The following is an 18,599-nucleotide window of genomic DNA, read 5'->3' as shown; positions in this document are numbered from 1 at the left end:
TCACGTGAGGTGGACCACCATGTCAAGCCCGGCTCCGCGTGGGCGGCCGCGCAAGCTCCCGGTTTCGGAGCAGCGCGCCCGCGTGCTGAACGCGACGGCGAGGGTGGTCGGGCAGCACGGGATGCAGGGCGCGACGATCGAGCAGATCGCGCGTGAGGCCGGCGTCTCGCGCCAAGCCGTCTACGAGCAGTTCGGCGACCGGGCGACGCTGTTCGCCGAGGTCGTGGCGGACACCGAAGAGAGGGCTTTCACCGCCATCGCGGGGCCGTCGGTGGCCGACGAGCAGCCCGGCCTGCGGGCCTGGGCGCGGGCCAACTACGCCAACATGGTCACCTTCGTCGCCGACCACCCCGAGGGCTACGGCGTGCTCCGCGCGGCCGAGCGGGCGGGCGACCCCGCTCTCACCCGGCTGAGGGAGCGGCTGGCCGTCGTCTACGCCGAGGCCAGCCGCAAGCGGTGGGCCGCCCACGGCATCGACTCGGGCCGGGCGGACCGCGCGCTCGTCACGCTCTTCTTCGCGATGACCGAGTCACTGGTCCAGGCCACCTGGGACGGCGAGCCGCCGGACCAGGACGCCCTGATCGACCTGCTCACTGAGTTCACCGTGGGTGGCGTCGCCCGCCTGCAGACCAAGGCGAGCGACGTCATCGATCGGTTGCGTTAGGGCGCTAAGCCGCGGCCAAGGCCGCCGCCTCCGACCCCACCACCCGGTTGCGCCCGCCGTGTTTGGCCGCGTACACGGCCGCGTCGGCGGACGCCATCACTTCCTCGATGGACGAGCCGTCCAGTGGGTACGCGGCGACGCCGATCGACGCCGTCTGCCGTTCGATGTCGACGGCGGCGCCCGCGTTGGTCGTGGTGCTGATGATCAGCTCGCTGACCCGTTGCCGGATCCGCTCCGCAGTGACGATCGCGTCTTCTTTGGACGTCGAGGGCAGCAACGCGACGAACTCTTCACCGCCGAACCGGCCGACCAGGTCGTGCGCCCGGGTCTCCTGCCGGACCACGGCGGCGACCGCCTTGAGCACGTCGTCCCCCGCGAGGTGCCCGTAGGTGTCGTTGATCCGCTTGAAGTGGTCGAGGTCGATCATCATGGCGCCGAAGCTGCCGTTCTCCCGCTCCGCCCGCGAGATCTCGCGCTGCGCGCCGTCCTGCCAGGTGGTGGCGTTGAGCAGCTGCGTCTTCTGGTCGGTCGTGGCCAGCTCTTCCAGCCGCTTGATCAGCACGGACCGCTGCAGCACGTAGAGCGGCAGGATGACCAGCACCGAGAGCAGCGGCTCCTCGTTGAGCACCATCACCAGCAGCGCGCCGACGCACAAGGTGGACAGCTCGAGCAGGTTGTCGTCCATGTTGCCGAGGCACGACACCGGGGTCGCGTTCTTCGGGTCGGCCAGGTACAGGCCGAGGCCGGTCAGCGCGGTGTTGACCGTGAAGAAGGCCAGCGCGGCCAGCGTCACCGTCGCGACGCCGCTGCCGATGGTCATGTGACCGACGACACCCGCGGAGAAGGCCGAGAGGATCATCGTCGTGGCGTTCGCGGCCACGCGGTGAAATTCACCCGGACGGGTGCCGGACCAACTACGGAACGCGAGGTAGACGTAGAGCACGACCCCGAGTGCGGCGATCAGCTGGGCCGGCAGCAGCAGGCCGGCGGGCAGCAGCCAGACCGAAGTCATCGAGATGTAGGGCCCGCTGCTGAGGATGCGGCGCTGCCGCTCCAGCCGCCTGCTGACCTCGGTCTGCGCCACGGCCAGGGCCGTGAGCAGTGAAAACGTGCCCAGCTGGGCGACGGTGACCGGTACGGTCAACAGCGAGACGGCCGTCCAGCTCAGCATGACCGTGATGGCGGTCAGCGTCGCGATGATCCAGTCGCGGGGGCGGGTCCACAGTGCCCAGCCCCGCGCCCGAGAAATCAAGTCTTGGCCGCGCTGTTCCCCCGATGTGACCATTTTTCCCCCAGACCCTTGCGCAAATGTACGGTGACAAAGTACTCACAGACAGTTTCAGACCGTTCGCCTGCTGTCCACAAGGGCTTTCGGTGTGTACTTTTTCTTTGACACCGGAACGAGAGGTGGCCAGCGATGCGCGGCAAAGAACAGTGACCGCACAGCGCACCGCAAGGTCGCGCAGGTCGGGCCCACGCGCGGGGCATGTCATGCATGTTCGGCGCGTGCGGCTTCTTTGTCGATCCATCGTCCGGGCTCGCCCGACAGCGCCCGGCTCCACAGCACCGCCAGCGGCAGGGTGAGCACGATCCCGGCGATGCCGAAGATCCCGACCGTCCCGTGCGGGGTCAGCTGATCCGCGAGCACGCCGCCGATCAGCGGGCTGATGCCCATCATCGTGGTCAGGCCCGTGTTGGACAGGCCCATCACCTGCGCCCGCTGCTCGTCGGGCACCGCCAGGGTCAGTGACGCGGTCGCCTGCAGCAGGCAGACCGTGCCCAGGCCGCCGGAGACGATGAACAGGACGATCGACGAGATCGGGCCGGGGTTCAGGAAGCAGAGCACCAGCGGCACGGCGCACAGCGCCGAGAGCGGGCCGATCAGCTTCGGCCGCAGCCGCGCGGGCACCCAGCGCGTGTAGGCGAAGGTCGCGATGACGCTGCCGATCGGGTCGGCCGCGAGCAGCAGGCCGATCGATTCGGGGCCGCCGCCCGCCGCGGTGACGTACGGCGCGGCGATGCCCTCGTAGACCGGTAGCAGCCCCATCAGCCAGGTGAACAGCACCAGCGTCCGCAGCGACGAGCTCGCGAACGCCGTGCGGCCACCGCCGCCGAGCGTCGCGAAGAAGGACTTGCGCTGCTCACCGGAGGCCGCGGCCGGCCGGGCGCGGACCCCGAAGCGCACGAAGAACGCCGACAGCACGAACGTGGCGGCGTCGACGACCAGCGCCACGTGCGGGTCGAGGGCGAGCAGCAGCGCGCCGCCGCCGGCGAAGCCGAGCAGCTGGGCGGTCTGCACGGTCATGCTCCGGATGCCCATCCCGACGACGAACCGGTCGCCTTCGAGCACCTGCGGCAGCAGCGCCAGCTGGGACGCCTTGAACGGCGGGTTGACCAGGGAGACGCCGCCGACCAGCACGCACATCAGCCAGAACGGCATCCCGGGCAGGGCGACCAGCAGGATCAGGACGGCCCGCAGCAGGTCGACGAGCACCATCACGCTGCGGCGCGGGAAGCGGTCGGCGAAGCCGGTCAGGAAGATGCCGCCCAGCAGCGAAGGCGCGTACGTCAGCGCGTAGGTCAGGCCGGTGAGCGTGGCGGAGTTCGTCCCGGTGAACACGAGGATGGACAGCGCGACCCTGGCCAGCTGGTCGCCGGCGATCGAGAGCAGCTCGCCGAACCACAGCGCCCGGAACTCGGCGATCCCGAACACCTCGCGGAACGTGACGCGATCCGGCGGTGCTGCCATGCGTTTTCTCCCGACCTCTTCTACAGACCGCGTCCGTCCCGTGGCCTCCGGTGACAAGACGACCAGGCGGTCATGAGGCAGTCACGGTACGTGAGTTACCCCAGCCAGTGTCCCGTGACTGTTGGTAAATCTCTAGGTTCTTTCGCTGGTATCCAAGGTGTCACGGAGCTTTCCCGAACGGGTCAGACGATAGCCCGCAGTGTCTGACCGGTCGCCCAGGAGTCACGAATGGATCATTCCGTACCCCTTGGTCGGTCGCCAGGGGCAAAAGTAGCCACCTCGCGTGCGCGCGGTGGCCGCGAGGGAAACGGGAGGTCAGCCGCGGCCCCGCGCGCGTTCGATGACCTCGACGGACGCGCGGACCTGCTCGAAGGTGGGGGGTATCGCCCGGTTGAACACGACGGTCAGGGACCGGCGCGGGATGACGACGAACTCGACGTCGACCCCGGCCGCCTCCGCGGCGGCCTCGACGACGTCCCGCCAGTGCTCGGGGTCGATCCCGTCGGGGTCGGCCCATTCGTGGGCGAAGATCGCCCAGTTCCCCCGGAGGAGGGTGCCGACCACGTCCTGCGCGGTGTGGACGCGGTGCGGCGAACCGAGCTCATCGGTCAAGTATTCGCAGGTGGGGGGCGGGTGATCGAGGCCCGGGCGCCTGGGTGGACGAAGGACAAGTTCGCTCCTTTCACCGGTGTGCCGGGGTATTCGGAGCCGCGGCCGGGAGCGGATGGGTCCGGGCCGCGATTCCGCCCTGTGGGACGGACGTCCGGCGCCGGAACCCCGGCGTAGCTTCGGATTCGTGGCCGACTTCCCGCCGTTCACCCTCGCCGTCGTGGGCGCCGGACCCCGCGGGGTCGGCGTCCTCGAACGGCTCGGCGCGAACGCCGCGGAACTGCTCGGCGGCCGGCGGCTCGAGGTGCACCTGATCGACCCGTTCCCGCCGGGGCCCGGCCGGGTCTGGCGCTACGACCAGTCACCGCTGCTGCGGATGAACTCCATGCCCGAGGACGTCACGATGTTCACCGACGAGTCGGTGAAGATGGCGGGCCCGGTGCGGCCGGGGCCGTCGCTGCTGGAGTGGGCGCGGAAGGTGCGTGACGGCGGCCTCGACGCCGACGTGCCGCCCGACGTCGTCGCCGAGCTGACGGCGCTCGACCCCTTCCACTTCCCCACCCGGCGCCTGCAGAGCGCCTACCTGACCTGGGTCTACCGGAAGGTCGTCGAGGACCTGCCCGAAGACGTCGACGTCCTCGAGCACGCGGCCCGCGCGACCGGGGTCGACGGCCGCACCGTCACCCTGTCCGACGGATCGGCGATCGTGGCGGACGCCGTCGTCTTCACCGTCGGCCACCTCGACGCGGAACCGGACGAGCGGGAGCGCGAGCTGGTGGCGTTCGCCGCGCGGCACGGGCTGTCCTACTACCCGGCCGGCTACACCGCCGACGTCGACTACGCGGGCGTCGAACCGGGCGAAACCGTGCTCGTGCGCGGGTTCGGGCTGGCGTTCGTCGACCTGATGCTACTGCTGACCGAGGGCCGCGGCGGCCGGTTCGAGGACCTCCCGTGCGGCGGCCTGCGCTACGACCCGAGCGGCGCCGAGCCGGTGCTGCACGTCGGCTCGCGGCGCGGGGTGCCCTACCACGCCAAGATCGGCTACCGGCTGCGCGGGAAACCGCTGCGGCTGCCCAGGTTCTTCGACGCCTACGCCATGGACGGGCTGGCCGGGGCCGCCCTCGACTTCCGCGCGGACGTCTGGCCGCTGATCGCGAAGGAACTGGCCTGGGGCTACTACAGCGAGCTGTTCACCGGGCACCCCGGCCGCGTCCGGATGGACTTCGCCGTGTTCGCCGACGCCTTCGCCGACCTGGCCTGGGATTCGCCCGCCATGCGGGAGCTCATCGGGCGCGCGGTGCCCGCCGACGCCGACCGCCTCGACCTCGACCGGCTGGACCGGCCGATGGCGGACCGGACCTTCGGCACGGCGGAGGAGTTCGGCAAGGAGCTGCGCAAGTACGTCGAGGCCGACCTGGCGCGCCGGGCGGACCAGGAGTTCAGCGCCGACCTCGGCGCCTTCATGGCGCTGCTGTCGGTGTACGGCCAGCTGCCCGCGCTGGTCCAAAAAGGACGTCTGGGCGCGGCCTCACAGGTGTCCGATATGGACGGCTGGTTCCACGGGTTCTTCTCCTACTACGCCAGCGGTCCGCCGCCGCGCCGCCTCGAGGAGCTGCTGGCGCTGCACGAAGCGGGGGTCGTTTCCTTCGCGGGCGCGGAAATGCGGGTGACGGCGGAGCGCGGCGTCTTCGTGGCGTCGTCGGCGAGCCACCCGGAGACGGTCGAGGCCCGCACGCTGATCGAAGCGCGGCTGCCGGGCCCGAGCGTGACCCGTGCCGCCGACGGCCTGCTCCGGCAGCTGCGCGACGCGGGCGAACTGGCGGAAGAGACGGTGGCGGACCCGGTGACGGGCACTTCGCTGCCGTCGGGCCGCATCCACACGCGCGTGTCCGACTCCCGGTTGCTCGACGGGACCGGACGCCCCCACCCGCACCGGTTCGCGGTGGGCCCGCACACGAGCGCCCGCTCGGCGGCGGCGTTCACACGGCCGCGGACGAACGCGTTGTCCTTCCGCCAGAACGACGCGGTGGCGCGGGAGATCCTGGCGCTCGTGAGTGGTAACGCGGGTTAGAACCCGCCTTACCACTCACGAGGCCCAGGTGACCAGCTCGTCCAGGACCGCCTCGGGTGCGGGCATTGCGGCGATCTCGGCCGCGATGCCGCGGGCGACGGCCCGTGTGGCGGGGTCGGCCAGGAGTTCCCGGGCGGCGGCTTCGATGGCGGGCATCGTGATCTCGTCGCCCGCCAAGGACTTCGCGGCACCCAGCGCGGAGAGGCTGTCCGCGTTGGCGAACTGGTCGGCGCCCTGGGGCAGGACCAGCTGCGGCAGGCCGGCGGCGAGCGACCCCAGCACCGTGCCCGTGCCGCCGTGGTGCACCACCAGGCCCGCGTGTGCCAGCACCTCGGCCTGCGGCACGAACCCCGCGACCCGCACGTTTTCCGGCACCGGGCCCAGTGCCGACGGATCACCCGGTCCGAGCGCGACGAGCACGTCCACGCCCAGGCGGGCCAGCGCGTGGATCGCCCGGCGCAGCACCTGCGTCGCGCCGAAGACCACCGTGCCCAGGGTCAGGTACACGAAGCCGTCTTCGGGCAGTGGCGGCAGCGGGACATCGGGGTCGTACGGCGTCGGGCGCATCCGGAACACCTTCGGCACGGCCGCCGTGCCCGGGTCGCGGAGGCTGTCGGGCCAGCTATCGACGCAGGCGTCACCGAACAGGGCGTCCGCGGGCAGCGTGCCCCACAGCGGCCGCAGCCGTTCGGTGGCGATGGCCAGGACCTCCGGCGGCATCGACCGCGCGATCGCGACCGAGACGACGGGGATGCCGGCGCGGCGGGCCGCGACCCCGGCGCCGACGTCGCTCATCTCGTAGACCACCAGCCCGGGCCGCAGGTCCGGGAGCAGCGGTGTCAGGTCGGCGAGCAGCGAGCGCGGCAGCAGCTCGCCGAACGTCGTGAGGGCGAGGTCCACGAACCCGGCGTCCTCGCCGTGCCGCCGCTTGGCTTCGGCTTCCGCCTCGGAGATGCCGAGGCCCGCGCGGTGGGTCACGAACCCGAGCTCACGCACTTTCGGCACGAACGCCTCGCCGGTGCCGAACACGACCTCGTGCCCGGCCGCGCGCGCCGCGTTCGCCAGGGGGAGTAGGGGAAAGAGGTGGCCGTACGCCGGGCGGCACGTGAACAGGATCCGCACCGCCCGAGCGTACCGGCGTCAGCAGCGGTTGAGCATGTCCGTCAGGGCGGTCTTTTCGGCGGAGTTGATCGTCAGCTTGAACTTGTACTTCACCGCGACCCACATCTTCGCGTAGGTGCACCAGTAACCGACGAGCGGCGGCTTCCACGCGTCGGGCGACTTGTCGCCCTTCTCCTGGTTGACGTTGTCGGTCACGGCGATCAGCTGCGGGTCGGTGAGGTCGTTCGCGTACGCCTGGCGCTGCGCGGTCGTCCACGACGACGCGCCGGTGCGCCACGCGTCGGCCAGCGGCACGACGTGGTCGATGTCCACATCGGACGCCGCGGTCCAGGTCGCGCCGTCGTACGGGCTGACCCACTTGCCGGAGGTCGCGGCGCAACTGGAGTCGGTCACCACGTTCGTGCCGTCGCGCTTGAGCACCACTTCGCGGGTGTTGCAGCTGCCGCCCTGGTCGATCCAGTGCGGGAACTTGTCGCGGCTGTAGCCGGTCTGCGAGCCGTCGGCCTTGACGGTCAGCGCCGCGAGCTCGGACTTCGCCGTGGTGGCCGACGGGATGCCCGGCGGGGTCGCGTCCGCGACGCCGGCCAGCGTGCCGGACAGCACCGCGGTGACGGCCAGCACAGTGAACGAATGACGAACAGCACGCCTGGTTGGCATTTTGCTGCCCTCCGTGTCAGGGGTGGGGACAGCCAACCCTCAAGCACGGGAGTGTCGGGTACAACACGTATAGGTGACATGTTGCTGTCCGTCAGACGGCGCCCCGGACCAGCCGCAGGTCCTCGGTGTGCCGGTACCAGGTCCACTTGTTCACCGCGCGCTCGTGCACGACGTCGTCGAGCACCGGCCGGGTCGGGATGCAGCCGATCTGGAACGCCCGCGAGTAGAGCGTCATCGGCCGCTTGAAGAGGGTGCCCTTCACGACGCGGACGGCCAGGCCGGGGCCGCCGGGGTCCGGCAGCACCTCGATCGACGCGGCCGGCCCCCGCAGTGCCACCCGCTCGTCGGCGTAGGCGACACCGCGGACCATCCGCAGCTGCCCGCGCCCGACGAGCACGCCGCCGACGTCGTCGCGGATCAGCGGCACCGGGTCGACCTCGCCGCGCAACGCCAGCGCGAGCGCCCGCAGCGGCGTCTTCGGCAGCCCCCAGAGCGCGCCGACGACCGAGTCCGGCGACGACGGCACGAACCCGACCGACACGCCGGAGAGCGCGTCCTTGCGGAGCAGGCGCAGCACGACGGCGGCGAGGTCCGCGTCCGTGCCGGAGACCACCAGGTGATCGTGTTCGCCCAGCAAGGGGTCGATTTCCGCCTTGCCGGGACGGCTCGGCACGCGGATCGACTCGACGTCGTCGACCTCTTCGAAGCCGGCCGCTTCGTCGCCACAAGCCACCACTATTCCGCGCACCCGCGGGTCCTCCGTTACGCTCATGCACCGGCATTGAGCAGCGCCACCGGTGTCCGTCCGGGACACTAAACCTCACGTCGTCGAACACCTGGAGTGTCACATGCCGGCCATCGTGCTCATCGGGGCCCAATGGGGGGACGAAGGCAAGGGCAAGGCCACCGACCTGATGGGTGACCGCGTCCAGTGGGTCGTCCGCTACCAGGGTGGCAACAACGCCGGTCACACGGTCGTCCTGCCGAACGGCGAAAACTTCGCCCTGCACCTCATCCCGTCCGGCATCCTCACCCCCGGCGTGACGAACGTCATCGGCAACGGCGTGGTCGTGGATCCGGGCGTGCTGCTGGAAGAGCTGTCCGGACTGGAAGCGCGGGACGTCGACACGTCCAAGCTGCTGATCTCCGCCGACGCGCACTTGATCATGCCGTACCACGTGGCCATCGACAAGGTCACCGAGCGGTACCTCGGCAGCCGCAAGATCGGCACCACCGGCCGCGGCATCGGCCCGTGCTACCAGGACAAGATCGCCCGCGTCGGCGTCCGCGTGCAGGACCTGCTCGACGAGAAGATCTTCCGCCAGAAGGTCGAAGCCGCGCTGGAGTTCAAGAACCAGGTGCTGGTGAAGGTCTACAACCGCAAGGCCCTCGACGCCGACCAGGTCGCCGACGAGGTGCTGGCGGCGGGCGAGAAGTTCGCGCACCGCATCGCCGACACGCGGCTGCAGCTCAACCAGGCCCTGGAGCGCGGCGAAACCGTGCTGCTGGAGGGCTCACAGGGCACGCTGCTCGACGTCGACCACGGCACTTACCCGTTCGTGACGTCGTCGAACCCGACGTCCGGCGGCGCGAGCGCGGGCTCGGGCATCGGGCCGGGCCGCATCACGACGGTGCTCGGCATCCTCAAGGCCTACACCACGCGCGTCGGCTCCGGCCCGTTCCCGACGGAGCTGCACGACGAGTCCGGCGAGTACCTGCGCAAGCAGGGCGGCGAATTCGGCGTGACGACGGGCCGCTCGCGCCGCACCGGCTGGTTCGACGCGGTGATCGCGCGGTACGCGGTGCGCGTCAACGGCATCACCGACTACTTCCTCACGAAGCTGGACGTGCTGTCCGGCCTGGAGAAGGTCCCGGTGTGCGTCGGCTACGAAGTCGACGGGTTCCGCACGCAGGACATGCCGATGACGCAGACCGACGTGCACCACGCGATCCCGATCTACGAAGAGCACCCCGGCTGGTTCGAGGACATCTCCGCGTGCCGCACGTTCGAGGAGCTCCCGGCGAACGCCCGCGCGTACGTCGAGCGCCTGGAAGAGCTGTCGGGCGCGCGGATTTCCGCGATCGGCGTGGGTCCGGGCCGCGAGCAGACGATCGTGCGGCACCAGTTCGTCTAGGTCAGCTTGGTGCTGACCGGCGTTTCGTTCCGGAACAGGTCGAGCACCGGGCAGTGCTCGTCGACCTCGCGCTTGAGGTCTTCGTAGCGCTCCCGGCTCGCCGGCCCGTCGAGTTCGACGGACACGCGGACGTCCCCGAAACCGGGCCGCGTGTTGAAGGAGAAGCCGAAGAAGCCGTGCAGGTCGAGGTCGCCGTCGACGGTAACCTTGATGGAGTCGAGGGGGATCCCGCGCTTCGCCGCCCAGAACTGGTAGGTGATGACCTGGCAGGACCCGAGGGCCGCCAGCGCGTACTCGACGGGGTTGGCGGCCTGGTCGGTCCCGCCGAGCGCGGGCGGTTCGTCGACGGTGAAGGTGTGGTCCCGGACGGTGACCGCCACCTCGGTCTTGGTGCCGGGCTTGAGAACGTGGCCGACGCTGAAGGAGGCGGCGGCGTTGTGCGGATCGGCGTCGACGGCCTTGCGGGTGCCTTCGATGACTTCGGTCAGCGACATGGGCTCTCCTGAAGATCGGGATTTCGCTCCAGCGTGGGCGATCTCACGCCGGCCCGCTCGGGTTCTCAATTCCTGGGAAGCCGGAAAACCGCTGGCGCCGGTGGCTAGCTTGGGACCATGACCATCGGAGTCGCGCTGCCGGCCGGGGACACGGACCGGGCGCCGAACCTCGTCGACGAGCTCATCGCCCAGACCCGGCAAGCCGCCGAGGCCGGGATGAAGTCCGTCTGGTTCTCGCAGCTGCCGCTCAGCCAGGACGCCATCGCGATCGCCGCGCTCGCCGGGCGGGAGGTGCCCGGGATCGAGGTCGGCACCTCCGTGGTGCCCACGTATCCGCGCCACCCGCTGCTGGTCGCGAGCGCGGCGCAGACCGCCCAGGCCGCCACCGGTGGCCGGTTCACGCTCGGGATCGGGCTCGGCTCGAAGGGCTTCCTGGGGCCCGTCTACGGCGTCGAGTACCCGCCGCCGATCCGGCACCTGCGCGAGTACCTGACCGTGCTGCGGCAGGTCTTCGCCGGGGAAGCCGCCGACTTCGACGGCGAGACCGTCCGGGCCCACTCGCCCGGACCGTCCACTGTGGCCGGTGGTGGGGACGTGCCGATCATCGTCGCGGCCATGGGGCCGCAGGCGCTGGCCGTCACCGGGGAACTCGCCGACGGCACCCTCCCGTACCTCGCCGGGCCGCGAGCGCTTTCCGAGCGGATCGTCCCCGCTCTGCCCGGCGGGAAGCGGATCATCGCCGCCGTTCCGGCCGTCGTCACGGACGAACCCGACGCCGTCCGCGCGCTCGCCGCCGAGCAAATGGCCTTCTACGCGCAAATTCCGTCGTACCGGAAGATCCTCGATGCGGAAGGCGTGGACCACCCCGTGGAACTCGCGCTCATCGGTGACGAAAAGACCGTCGCGCGGGGGATCCGGCGCTACTACGACGCCGGCGCCACCGACGTCGTCCTGACGTCGACCGGGATCCGCTCCGCCGAGGAGCGCCTGCGGACCTGGGCGGCGCTCAGCCCATCCGGTTCGTGAGGGTCGCCGACACCGACAGTTCCTCCAGATCCAGCTCCCGCAGCACCTTCCGCAGCACTTCGTCGTCGAGGCGGCCCGCGCGGTTCTCCTCGATCATCGCCTTGCGCTGGGTGATCAGCAGTTCGCGCCGGGCCTTCGCGAACTGCGCCTGCGGGCTGCCGGAGTGTTCCTCGCCGGACAGCGTGATCGCCGCCTTGGCGAACCGGTAGCGCATGTCGATCAGGCGTTCCAGGCGCTCCTTGAGCCGGGTGACCCGGTCCGGGGGCAGGTCCAGGGAAGTCAGCCGCTCGTGGCTGATCTCGCGCAGCCGTTCGTGCGCGGCCTGCTTCGCGACTTCGCGCGCGGCCAGCTCTTCGGCCTCGTCGCGGGCGGCCTCGGAGGGGTCCTCGACCCGCAGCACCCGGATGAGCGGCGGCAGCGTCAGCCCCTGGATCAGCACCGTGCCGATGGCCACCGTGAACGCGAACAGCTGGATTTCCGCGCGGCCCGGGGTGTTCGCCGGGATGCCCGCCGCGGCGGCGAGCGTCACCACGCCGCGCATGCCCGTCCACGAGACCACCGCCAGCGTCCGCCACGACGGCGCTGAGCGGTCGCGGCCGAAGAGCCGCATCGTCTGCGGCAGGTAGGCGGACACGAACACCGCCGGGACGCGCACGAGCATCGTCACCGCGAGCACGGCCACCGCGACCAGCGCGAGCGTCCCGTTGTCGCGGGCGGCGTGGTGCGCGCCGTCCAGCACGAACGGCAGCTGCAGCCCCATGAGGGCGAACACCAGCGCTTCGAGCAGGACGTCGATCGACGCCCACACGGATCGGTCCTGCATGCGCGTCGCGGGCGAGGCGTACAGCGCGCGGTGCCCCAGCAGCAGGCCCGCCGCGACGACGGCGAGCACGCCCGACCCGCTGAAGTCGGCGCTGAAGGGGTGCAGGTGCTCGGCGGTGACGTACGCGGCGAACGGCACGATGATCCCGAACGCCGACTCCACCAGCGGGTCGTCGAGCAAGCGGCGGATCAGCACGACGAGCCCGCCGATGGCCAGGCCGACCCCGATGCCCAGCACGGTCGCGACGCCGAACACCGCGAACCCGTGCCCCGCCGAGCCCGCGGTGCCCGCGACGGCGGCGAGCGCGACCTTGTACAGCGTCAGCGCGGCGGCGTCGTTGACCAGGCTTTCCCCGGTCAGCACGGTCATCACCCGCCGGGGCAGGCCGAGCTTGCGGCCGATCGCCACCGCCGTCACCGCGTCCGGCGGGGCCACGACCGCCCCGAGGACCAGCGCGGACGCGAAGGGCACGTCCGGCAGCAGCAGGTGCACGACGAGGGCGACGACCACGGCGGTGACGGCGACCAGCACCACGCCGAGCGCGACGATCGGCCGCAGGGCCCGCTTGAAGTGCGTCAGCGAACTCTCCAGCGACGTCGAGTAGAGCAGCGGCGGCAGCACCACGGTGAGCACCAGCTCGGGCTCCAGCTCGAACCGCGGCACGCCGGGGATCAGCGCGACGCCGAGCGCGACGACTACCACCAGCAGTGGCGCGGACAGGTTGTAGCGCCGGGCGAGGGCGGTCAGCGCCAGCGAACCCGCGAGCACGCCCATCAGCGTCAGGATCTCCACGAGCCCGATCTTTCCGCAGGTCGCGGGCCTCTGCTCGGCTTCCGGTCAATGGAAGCGCGCTGGATTGTGTCGTACCCCGCAGGCATACTTGTGCGCAATACGCACACCTGTGCGGCAGGCGTGCACCGACGCACCTCCGGAGGTTCCGATGTCCCCTGGCCCCCGCTCCTGGGTCGTGCCCCTGGCCTGGACCGCCGTCCTGCTCGACGGGTTCGACCTGGTCGTCCTCGGCACGGTGCTGCCCGTGCTGCTCCGCGGCCACGTCTGGGGCCTGACCCCGGCCACGGCGTCGGTCGTGTCGACCGTGGGGCTCGCCGGGATGATGCTCGGCGGCCTGGCCATCGGCACGGTCACCGACGTCATCGGCCGCCGGAAGTCCCTGATCATCTCCGTGACGCTGTTCTCGCTGTGCACGCTGCTGTGCGCCTTCGCGCCGTCGACGTTCGTCTTCGGGCTGCTGCGGTTCGTCGCCGGGCTCGGCCTCGGCGGCTGCCTGCCGACGGCGATCACGCTGGTCACGGAGTACGCGCGCCACGGCAAGTCCGGCAGCGCGACGACCACGGTGATGACCGGCTACCACGTCGGCGCGGTGCTGACGGCGCTGCTGGGCATCGTCCTGATCTCGCCGCTGGGCTGGCGCGCGATGTTCGTCGCCGGCGCGCTGCCCGCGCTGGTCCTGGTTCCGCTGATGCTGAAGTTCCTGCCGGAGTCCGAGACGTTCCAGCGGGTCCGGGCGGCCGAACGCTCGGCGGGGCACGCCGTCGCGGGCCTGTTCCGCGGCGGCCTGCTGCGCGCGACGATCGCGTTCTGGGTCACCTCGTTCATGGGGCTGCTGCTGGTCTACGGCCTGAACACGTGGCTGCCGGAGATCATGCGCCAGGCCGGGTACCCGCTGGGCGCCGCGCTGAGCCTGTTGCTGACGCTGAACGTCGGCGGCATCGCGGGCCTGCTCGTCGCGGGCCGGGTCGCCGACCGCGTCGGCATCCGCCCGTCGGCCATCGCCTGGTTCTGCGCGGGTGCGGTGTTCCTCGCCCTGCTGAGCGTGAAGCTGCCCGCGGTCGGGCTGTACGTGGCGGTGTTCCTGACCGGGTGCTTCGTGTTCAGCGCCCAGGTGCTGGTGTACGCCTACATCGGCCGGCTCTACCCGGACGCGATCCGCGCGACCGGCCTCGGCTGGTCGGCGGGCATCGGCCGGATCGGCGCGATCTCGGGCCCGCTGCTCGGCGGCGCGCTGCTGACGGCTGGCATCGCCTATCCGTGGGGCTTCTACGCGTTCGCGGGCGTCGGCGCACTGGGTGCGGCGGCCGTGGCGGTGGTCCGGCCCGGCCACCGCTCCCCGGCGCCGGAGGTCAGCCCGGGCGAATCCCGTCCCGCCACCACCTGACGTCGGCTGGACGGCCCCGCGCGGGTTACCGGTGCTGAGGCATCTTCGCCTTGCCGATGGCGGGGAACCGCGCACAAGGTTCGTTCAAGGTCGGCCTGCGACATTGGAGCCGGTCTCGTGAGGCCGCCGGGGGCGGTGAAGGAGTCTTCCGCACAGGGGAGGGCGGAAGACTCCTTCACCAGTTCGCCCGGGGCCCGAGGTCAGCCCAGTTCCTTCAGTTCCTGTTCCACCGCGGCCAGTTCCGCCTCCGACCCCTGGACCTTCGGCCCCGTGAACCACTTCCGGGCCGAAACCACCCACCACAGGCCGGCCCCGCCCAGCACCACGAGGAAGGCGATCGGCGTGTAGTTGAAGGAGTCCACGGTCACCGGCGACGCCGGCGGGAGCATGAACAGCACGAAGATGAACGCGACCCAGACCGACGCGATGATGCCGATCGGCTTGCCCCACTTGCCGAGGTTCCACGGGCCCGGTTCGAACGAGTCGCCGCGCCGGACCCGGAGGAACACGGGGATCACGTAGGCGACGTAGAGACCCACGACCGCGATCGAGGTGACCGCGTAGTACGCCGTCGCGCTCCACAAGTACGGCAGGGCGAGGATCAACGCGCCGATCGCGGCAAGCCAGACGGCGTTGGTCGGGGTCTGGGTGCGCTTGTTGATCCGGTGCCAGAAGCTCGAGCCCGGGATCGCGCCGTCACGGGCGAAGGCGTAGATCATCCGCGAGTTCGCCGTCACCGACGACATGCCGCAGAACAGCTGCGCGCCGATGCAGATGAGCAGCAGGAACTTGCCGGTGGTGACCCCGGTGGCGTCGATGAAGATCTGGGCGGGCGGCACCCCGGTCCCGGAGTTGACGGCGCCGTCGTAGTCCTGGATCGCGAAGGTCAGGCCGATCAGCAGGATCCAGCCGGCGACCAGGGAGACGAGGATCGAGGTGACGATGCCGCGCGGCCCGGCCTTGGCGGCGTTCTTCGTCTCTTCCGTCATGTGCGCCGAAGCGTCGTACCCCGTCAACGTGTACTGCGCGAGCAGCAGGCCCAGCGCGAACACGTAGATCGGCGAGGTCCAGCCCGTCTTGTTGACGAACTCCCCGAACACGAAGGAGGCGTCCTGGTGCTTGGCGGGCACGAAGGTCAGCACGCCCACGATGATCAGCACCCCGATGAGGTGCCACCACACGCTGACGTTGTTGAGGAGCGCGACCAGCCGGACGCCGAAGGTGTTCAGCAGGCCGTGCACCACGAGGATGATCGCCAGGAGCAGGATCGTGTGGCCCGGCGTGGCGGTGAAGCCCCATTGCAGATCCAGGAACGCGTTGAGGAACAGCGCGGCGCCGAAGTCGATGCCCGCCGTGACGGCGATCTGGCCGACCAGGTTGAACCAGCCGGTGAACCACGACCAGGCCGCACCGTTGCGCGGGGCCAGTTTCGCCGCCCAGTAGTACAACCCGCCCGCGGTCGGGTAGCTGGAGCACACCTCCGCCATGCCGAGGCCGACGAGGATCACGAAGAAGCCGACCAGGACCCAGCCCCAGATCATCGCGGCCGGCCCACCGGTCTTCATGCCGGTGCCGTAGAGGGTCAGGCAGCCGGAGAGGATCGAAATGATCGTGAAGGAGACGGCGAAGTTCGAGAACGCCGACATCGTCCGTTTGAGCTCTTGGGCGTATCCCAGCTGGTGCAGCCGGGCGGCGTCGTCGTCGGGGGTGGTCTGCTGGTCGGAAACATCCATCGGGCACCTCTTGAAAGGTATGCGGCCAGACCATTGAATTCGCCGAAGGTAGCCCTGGTCCCGGAGGGTGTCAAGCCTTCGTGAAGAACTCGTCCAGCCACCGCAGCAGGGGCCCGCCACCTCGGTGGTTGTTCGAGATCAGGGTCGCGGTGAGCCCGGACGCCGGCTCGTGCGTGCTCCAGAAGGTGACGCCGTGGTCGCCGCCGTTCAGGTGCACCACGCCCGGCCGGGGCAGCCAGAAGCCCAGCCCGTAGCGCTCCGCGTGCGGGCGGAGCATCCGTCCACCCACTCGCGCGGCAGGATCCGGCCGTCGAGCAGCGCGGGCCAGAACTTCCGGAAGTCCGGTGCGGAGCTGTAGATCCCGCCGTCGGCGAAGCCCACGACGGGGAGGCTGAACACGTTGGTGCGGCCGTCTTCGAGGTAGCCGGTGGCCGTCCGGGCGGGCAGCGCGTCCGAGCGGAGGAACGCCGTGTCCGCCATGCCCGCCGGCTCGGTCACCCGGATCCGGACGAGGTCGGCGAAAGGTCTGCCCGCGATCCGTTCGGCGATCAGGCCGAGCACGGCGAAGGCGCCGTTGTGGTACCGGAACTCCGTGCCGGGCGGCGAAACCTGCGGGTACCCGTCGAGGGCGGCGAGGTAGTCGGCCGACGTGGCCAGGAGCGGCGTCGGTGGGGGCGGTGGATCCGCCTCTTCGTCGCAGTAGTCGCCGATGCCGGAGGTGTGCGTCAGCAGGTGCTCGACGGTCACCCGGTCGTCGATCAGCGGCAGGTCGTCGCCGAGGACCTCGCGCGCGGTCGTCGAAAGCGCCAGCCGCCCCTCGGCGACCAGTCCCACCACGACCAGGGCGGTGAACCCCTTGGTGCCGCTGGCGATCGCGAACCGCGTGCCGGGGGTGTTCTCGACGCCGTAACCGAGGTGCGCGTACCCGAACGCCCGCTCGACGAGGACCTCCTCGCCGCGGGTCACCAGCACGACACCGGAGAAGCCGTGTTCTTCCGCCAATGCCGTGAGGGGCACCTTCACGGACCAAGCGTCCCCGAAGGTGCCCCTCACGGCCAAGCGATTAACGGCCCAGGAACGCGTGCAGCGACTCCAGTGCGGTGTCCGGCTGGTCGGCGAAGAAGCCGTCGACGCCGGCCTTGAAGAACGCCGCCTCCTCGGTGAAGACGTCACCGTAGGCGTCCGGCTCGGCCGACGAACGCAGGTTCGCGGGCAGGAACGGGTTCTCGTTCCGGAACGTGTACGGCTGCACCTTCAGGCCCGCCTGGTGCGCGTCCGCGACGAGCGCGGTCGGCGTGCCCAGGTTGTCGTTCTTGTCCCGCGGGATGACCTGCGCCTTGTCCGGGCCGAGGTACTTCGCGTACTTCGCGACCTCGCGCAGGCCCTGCGGCGTCACGAGGTCCGCGTACGTCCGCTTGTCGCCGTTCGCGACGAAGTCCGCCGGGGCACCGCTCGCCGACGTCAGCTGCAGCAGCGGCGTCCGGACCTGCCTGTGCAGCGCGATCAGGTTCGACACCTCGAACGACTGGATGATCGCGGGCGCGTCCGGCCGGTCGAGGCCGTTGCGCTTGAGGATCGCGACCAGCTTCGGCTCGGTCGGGTTGCCGATGGACTGGAAGAACGTCGAGTGCTTGACCTCGGGGTAGGTGCCCAGCGTCCGGTGCAGCTCGCGGCCGAGGCGCCGGGTCAGGTCGAGGACCTCCTGGTAGGAGGCGATCTGGTAGCGCCCGTTGTACAGCGTGTTGTGCGGCCGGTTCTGCGGGATCCGCTCGACCGCGCGCAGCGTCTTCAGCTCGGCCAGCGTGAAGTCCTGCGTGAACCACCCGGTCGTGGTGACCCCGTCGAGGACGACGGTCTTCTTCCGGTCCGCGAACTCCGGGTGCTTCGCGACGTCGGTGGTGCCGCCGATCTCGGGTTCGTGCCGGGCGACCAGCTGGCCGTCCTTGGTCGGCACGAGGTCGACGTCGACCCAGTCGACGCCCATCCGGTAGGCGAGCTCGTAGGAGGCGAGCGTGTGCTCCGGCCGGTACCCGGGCGCGCCGCGGTGTCCGATGATCACGGGGTCATGGTGGCCCCGCCCGCGCGCGGCCGCATCGGCGGACCCGCTCTCGGCGGCACTCGCCGACCCGGCCGCCACGCCGGTGACGCTCAGCAACGCCAGCCCGGCCAGTGCCAGGAGACCGACACGTTTGCGCTTCATCTGGTGACCTCTTTCCACACAGGGTGTGCCCTGATCTACTCGCGCCACCCTCGGTGTCGCAAGCGTCCGAAGTGCGTATCCGGGCGAACACGGCGGTGAACGGCACGTGGACTCCTGCTCGCGCGGCACCCCGCCCTCCC

Annotated in this window: 17 protein-coding genes; 5 read left to right on the top strand and 12 right to left on the bottom strand. The window is 70.7% G+C overall.

Annotated elements, in window-relative coordinates; genetic code table 11:
* The first annotated feature begins 19 nt into the window (after nt 1–19).
* On the top strand, nt 20–664 hold the full coding sequence (locus C2L58_RS13760; protein ID WP_103337962.1) for a TetR/AcrR family transcriptional regulator: 645 nt from the start codon (nt 20–22) through the stop codon (nt 662–664).
* A 4-nt stretch (nt 665–668) separates the two neighbouring features.
* On the opposite strand, the gene C2L58_RS13755 is transcribed toward C2L58_RS13760, so the two are convergent.
* From C2L58_RS13755 to C2L58_RS13745, 3 genes are all read right to left on the bottom strand, one after another.
* Entirely contained in the window at nt 669–1,832 is a 1,164-nt protein-coding gene (locus C2L58_RS13755) for a GGDEF domain-containing protein (protein ID WP_103338085.1), read from the bottom strand.
* Nucleotides 1,833–2,153: 321 nt separating this feature from the next.
* The gene (locus C2L58_RS13750) at nt 2,154–3,413 is read right to left on the bottom strand and encodes an MFS transporter (RefSeq protein WP_103337961.1); all 1,260 of its coding nucleotides are present in this window, start codon (nt 3,411–3,413) and stop codon (nt 2,154–2,156) included.
* Between the two features lie 315 nt (nt 3,414–3,728).
* Nucleotides 3,729–4,025 carry a hypothetical protein gene (locus C2L58_RS13745; protein ID WP_103337960.1) on the bottom strand — a complete coding sequence of 99 codons (297 nt, stop codon included), beginning with the start codon at nt 4,023–4,025 and terminating at the stop codon, nt 3,729–3,731.
* A 184-nt stretch (nt 4,026–4,209) separates the two neighbouring features.
* On the opposite strand from C2L58_RS13745, the gene C2L58_RS13740 reads away from it, so the two are divergent.
* The gene (locus C2L58_RS13740; RefSeq protein WP_103337959.1) at nt 4,210–6,093 is read left to right on the top strand and encodes an FAD/NAD(P)-binding protein; all 1,884 of its coding nucleotides are present in this window, start codon (nt 4,210–4,212) and stop codon (nt 6,091–6,093) included.
* Between the two features lie 15 nt (nt 6,094–6,108).
* On the opposite strand, the gene C2L58_RS13735 is transcribed toward C2L58_RS13740, so the two are convergent.
* The 3 genes from C2L58_RS13735 to C2L58_RS13725 all read right to left on the bottom strand — a co-directional run bounded on the left by C2L58_RS13735 (nt 6,109) and on the right by C2L58_RS13725 (nt 8,644).
* Nucleotides 6,109–7,215: a glycosyltransferase gene (locus C2L58_RS13735; protein WP_103337958.1), complete on the bottom strand. Its 1,107-nt coding sequence runs from the start codon at nt 7,213–7,215 to the stop codon at nt 6,109–6,111.
* 18 nt (nt 7,216–7,233) lie between these two features.
* The gene (locus tag C2L58_RS13730) at nt 7,234–7,872 is read right to left on the bottom strand and encodes an HNH endonuclease family protein (protein WP_199191255.1); all 639 of its coding nucleotides are present in this window, start codon (nt 7,870–7,872) and stop codon (nt 7,234–7,236) included.
* A gap of 91 nt (nt 7,873–7,963) precedes the next feature.
* Complete coding sequence (locus C2L58_RS13725) at nt 7,964–8,644, bottom strand: hypothetical protein (RefSeq protein ID WP_369904184.1); 681 nt, start codon at nt 8,642–8,644, stop codon at nt 7,964–7,966.
* Between the two features lie 76 nt (nt 8,645–8,720).
* On the opposite strand from C2L58_RS13725, the gene C2L58_RS13720 reads away from it, so the two are divergent.
* A complete protein-coding gene (locus C2L58_RS13720; RefSeq protein WP_093946017.1) occupies nt 8,721–10,007 on the top strand; it encodes an adenylosuccinate synthase in 1,287 nt (428 codons plus the stop codon).
* Here the strand turns inward: C2L58_RS13720 and C2L58_RS13715 are convergent.
* Entirely contained in the window at nt 10,004–10,501 is a 498-nt protein-coding gene (locus C2L58_RS13715; RefSeq protein ID WP_103337955.1) for an OsmC family protein, read from the bottom strand. The two genes, C2L58_RS13720 and C2L58_RS13715, sit on opposite strands and share 4 nt — an antisense overlap.
* A gap of 117 nt (nt 10,502–10,618) precedes the next feature.
* Here C2L58_RS13715 and C2L58_RS13710 point away from each other — a divergent pair, with 117 nt between their 5' ends.
* Nucleotides 10,619–11,527 (top strand): TIGR03564 family F420-dependent LLM class oxidoreductase, encoded by a 909-nt coding sequence (locus tag C2L58_RS13710; protein ID WP_103337954.1) that lies wholly within the window; start codon nt 10,619–10,621, stop codon nt 11,525–11,527.
* On the opposite strand, the gene C2L58_RS13705 is transcribed toward C2L58_RS13710, so the two are convergent.
* Nucleotides 11,508–13,142, bottom strand: a complete 1,635-nt coding sequence (locus C2L58_RS13705) for a Na+/H+ antiporter (protein WP_103337953.1) — start codon at nt 13,140–13,142, stop codon at nt 11,508–11,510. The genes C2L58_RS13710 and C2L58_RS13705 overlap by 20 nt on opposite strands.
* Before the next feature lie 148 nt (nt 13,143–13,290).
* Here C2L58_RS13705 and C2L58_RS13700 point away from each other — a divergent pair, with 148 nt between their 5' ends.
* The gene (locus C2L58_RS13700; protein WP_103337952.1) at nt 13,291–14,526 is read left to right on the top strand and encodes an MFS transporter; all 1,236 of its coding nucleotides are present in this window, start codon (nt 13,291–13,293) and stop codon (nt 14,524–14,526) included.
* A gap of 200 nt (nt 14,527–14,726) precedes the next feature.
* On the opposite strand, the gene C2L58_RS13695 is transcribed toward C2L58_RS13700, so the two are convergent.
* The 4 genes from C2L58_RS13695 to C2L58_RS13685 all read right to left on the bottom strand — a co-directional run bounded on the left by C2L58_RS13695 (nt 14,727) and on the right by C2L58_RS13685 (nt 18,459).
* A complete protein-coding gene (locus tag C2L58_RS13695) occupies nt 14,727–16,259 on the bottom strand; it encodes an amino acid permease (RefSeq protein ID WP_103337951.1) in 1,533 nt (510 codons plus the stop codon).
* A gap of 70 nt (nt 16,260–16,329) precedes the next feature.
* On the bottom strand, nt 16,330–16,536 hold the full coding sequence (locus tag C2L58_RS50385) for a hypothetical protein (protein WP_233225706.1): 207 nt from the start codon (nt 16,534–16,536) through the stop codon (nt 16,330–16,332).
* Nucleotides 16,467–17,282, bottom strand: a complete 816-nt coding sequence (locus C2L58_RS13690) for a serine hydrolase domain-containing protein (protein ID WP_233225705.1) — start codon at nt 17,280–17,282, stop codon at nt 16,467–16,469. The genes C2L58_RS50385 and C2L58_RS13690 overlap by 70 nt, the downstream gene beginning before the upstream one ends.
* A 40-nt stretch (nt 17,283–17,322) precedes the next feature.
* On the bottom strand, nt 17,323–18,459 hold the full coding sequence (locus tag C2L58_RS13685) for a glycerophosphodiester phosphodiesterase (protein WP_103337950.1): 1,137 nt from the start codon (nt 18,457–18,459) through the stop codon (nt 17,323–17,325).
* Nucleotides 18,460–18,599: the final 140 nt, after the last annotated feature.

The sequence above is a fragment of the Amycolatopsis sp. CA-126428 genome (genome assembly GCF_002904335.1).
GTDB lineage: Bacteria > Actinomycetota > Actinomycetes > Mycobacteriales > Pseudonocardiaceae > Amycolatopsis.
This window is presented reverse-complemented; position numbering and strand designations above follow the sequence as displayed.

What these genes read in the sequence shown, in the direction of transcription:
- C2L58_RS13760 (WP_103337962.1), top strand. Translation starts at nt 20, where the DNA reads ATGTCAAGCCCGGCTCCGCGTGGGCGGCCGCGCAAGCTCCCGGTTTCG.
- C2L58_RS13750 (WP_103337961.1), bottom strand. Translation starts at nt 3,413, where the DNA reads ATGGCAGCACCGCCGGATCGCGTCACGTTCCGCGAGGTGTTCGGGATC.
- C2L58_RS13730 (WP_199191255.1), bottom strand. Translation starts at nt 7,872, where the DNA reads ATGCCAACCAGGCGTGCTGTTCGTCATTCGTTCACTGTGCTGGCCGTC.
- C2L58_RS13725 (WP_369904184.1), bottom strand. Translation starts at nt 8,644, where the DNA reads ATGAGCGTAACGGAGGACCCGCGGGTGCGCGGAATAGTGGTGGCTTGT.
- C2L58_RS13720 (WP_093946017.1), top strand. Translation starts at nt 8,721, where the DNA reads ATGCCGGCCATCGTGCTCATCGGGGCCCAATGGGGGGACGAAGGCAAG.
- C2L58_RS13715 (WP_103337955.1), bottom strand. Translation starts at nt 10,501, where the DNA reads ATGTCGCTGACCGAAGTCATCGAAGGCACCCGCAAGGCCGTCGACGCC.
- C2L58_RS13710 (WP_103337954.1), top strand. Translation starts at nt 10,619, where the DNA reads ATGACCATCGGAGTCGCGCTGCCGGCCGGGGACACGGACCGGGCGCCG.
- C2L58_RS13700 (WP_103337952.1), top strand. Translation starts at nt 13,291, where the DNA reads ATGTCCCCTGGCCCCCGCTCCTGGGTCGTGCCCCTGGCCTGGACCGCC.
- C2L58_RS13695 (WP_103337951.1), bottom strand. Translation starts at nt 16,259, where the DNA reads ATGGATGTTTCCGACCAGCAGACCACCCCCGACGACGACGCCGCCCGG.
- C2L58_RS50385 (WP_233225706.1), bottom strand. Translation starts at nt 16,536, where the DNA reads ATGCTCCGCCCGCACGCGGAGCGCTACGGGCTGGGCTTCTGGCTGCCC.
- C2L58_RS13685 (WP_103337950.1), bottom strand. Translation starts at nt 18,459, where the DNA reads ATGAAGCGCAAACGTGTCGGTCTCCTGGCACTGGCCGGGCTGGCGTTG.